Source organism: Streptomyces zinciresistens K42, from assembly GCF_000225525.1.
In the GTDB taxonomy this organism is placed as follows: Bacteria; Actinomycetota; Actinomycetes; order Streptomycetales; family Streptomycetaceae; genus Streptomyces; species Streptomyces zinciresistens.
Genome location: NZ_AGBF01000413.1, coordinates 1 through 1,992, shown reverse-complemented (window position 1 = coordinate 1,992; position 1,992 = coordinate 1). Strand labels below are relative to the sequence as shown.

Genomic DNA, 1,992 nt, shown 5'->3' with positions numbered 1-1,992 from the left:
CTAGTACTACAGCGGCACTTGAACTGGGAGCGCGCGGAAGACTCGTAGGTTCGATCAGCCGGATCCGGAACTATGGACGGCCTGATCCCATAGATCCAGCCCCGTGCGGAGGAGTTCGCGCACGGCCGCGGTCTCCTCGTCCGTCCAGGCTCCCTTGTCAGCGGTCGGTTCGAGAGCTTCGCCACCGAAGATCTTTTCGTAGGCGCTGTCGTGGATCGGTCCTTGGGAGGGGAGGGGCGGGCCGGTCTTCAGGCTGTGGGAGAGGTCTTCGAGGAAGTTCCATGCGTCCAGCAGCAGTCCTGCCGTGACCAAGTCACGGTCGGGGTGCTCGACCCACTGCCGTACGACGTCCAGATCGAGAGTGGCTTCGCCCTCCCAGACGAGCTCCCAGCCGTCGCGATCGCAGTATTCCTGCAGCGTCTTGCGGTCGTGGAACGCAAGGAGTCGTCCGAGGTCGTCAACGACGAGCTCATCGGGGGCATCGTCCTCCCCGGGCCGCCAGATCAGCGTCAGGTCCCCTCTCCTGGTCGCGATTCGGTACGGATAGTAGTCAGCCATGCGGAGTCTCCCTGGTGCCGCGGCGGCACTTGCCGCGTGGGTCATCCTGCCTGCAATGATCGTCGTGTGGTGACTTCGGATCAGGTGGAGCTTTGGGGTGCGGAGCTGGCGGGTCTGGGGACGCGGATCGCTGGGTGTTTTGAGCGGTCGGAGCCGCGGGCGACGGCGGTCGCCTATGTGAGGGGGTTGCTGGCGGACGTGCCGCGCAAGAACGGGTGGCAGCTGGCTGAGCAGGCCGGTGCCGCGACGCCCTGGTCGACACAGCGGCTGCTGGGGGCCGCCCGCTGGGATGCTGACGAGGTCCGTGATGTGGTGGTGTCCTACGTGGTCGAGCGTCTGGGCGAGCACGAGGCGGTGCTGGTCCTGGACGAGACGGGGTTCCTGAAGAAGGGCAGCCGGTCGGCGGGCGTTCAGCGGCAGTACACGGGCACGGCGGGGCGGATTGAGAACTGCCAGGTGGGGGTGTTCTTGGGCTACGCGTCCTCGCGCGGGCGGGTGCTGATCGACCGGGAGTTGTACCTACCGGACGAGTCGTGGGTGCGCGACGCGGGCCGGCGCAAGGACGCGGCGGTGCCCGAGGAGGTGGGCTTCGCCTCCAAGCCGGAGCTGGGCCGTCGCATGCTGGCCCGTGCGCTGGCGGCCGGTGCTCCATTCGCGTGGGTGGTCGCGGATGCGGTCTACGGTCAGCATCCGGGTCTGCGGGAGTGGTGCGAGGCGAAGTCTCTGCGATATGCGATGGCGGTCCCGTCGCACTTCAAAGTCACGGTGGGCGGCCGCTCCGCCCAGGTTCGCACCCTGCTGCCCCGGATCCCCCAAGAGGCGTGGGAGCGGCGTAGTTGTGGTCAGGGCTCCAAGGGGATGCGGCGCTACGAATGGGCGACCGTCGAGGTGGGGGTGCGGCACTCGGCCCGACGGGGTGCAGCGCTGGCCGCACCGGCTGCGGGCTTCGAGCACCTGTTGCTGGTGCGACGTTCCATCGCTGATCCAGCCGAGACCGCGTTCTTCCTCGTCCACGCGCCGGGGAGGACGGTGCTGGCGGAGGTGGTGGCCGCCGTGGGTGCGCGCTGGTCTGTCGAGGAGTGCTTCGAGACCGCGAAGAACGAGTGCGGCCTGGACCAGTACGAGGTCCGCAAGTGGCCGGCCTGGTATCGACACATAACGCTGGCGATGCTCGCCGCCGCACTCCTGGCGGTGATCCGGGCCGATCACCCGAGCCCAAAGGGGGCGGTCACACGGGACGAATCAGTCTGATTCGCCTGTCCTGCAACGAGATCCGAAAGCTCCTCGCGCGCACACTCCTACGGCCGCTCGACGACCTCGCCCACATCCTGGCCTGGTCTCGCTTCCGCCGCCACCACCAAGCCCAGGCCAAGATCAGCCACTGGCGGCGACGCGGCTACCCTCGCCACCTACAAGTGCCGCTGTAGTACTAGG

Annotated in this window: 2 protein-coding genes; one reads left to right on the top strand and one right to left on the bottom strand. The window is 67.9% G+C overall.

Annotated features, from left to right (window positions below; genetic code table 11):
* Positions 1 to 54 precede the first annotated feature (54 nt).
* Complete coding sequence (locus tag SZN_RS37830) at positions 55 to 558, bottom strand: hypothetical protein (protein ID WP_007506259.1); 504 nt, start codon at positions 556 to 558, stop codon at positions 55 to 57.
* Between the two features lie 69 nt (positions 559 to 627).
* Between SZN_RS37830 and SZN_RS36855 the strand changes: the two genes are divergently transcribed.
* Positions 628 to 1,809, top strand: coding sequence for an IS701 family transposase (locus SZN_RS36855; protein WP_425274508.1), 1,182 nt, complete (start codon positions 628 to 630; stop codon positions 1,807 to 1,809).
* Positions 1,810 to 1,992: the final 183 nt, after the last annotated feature.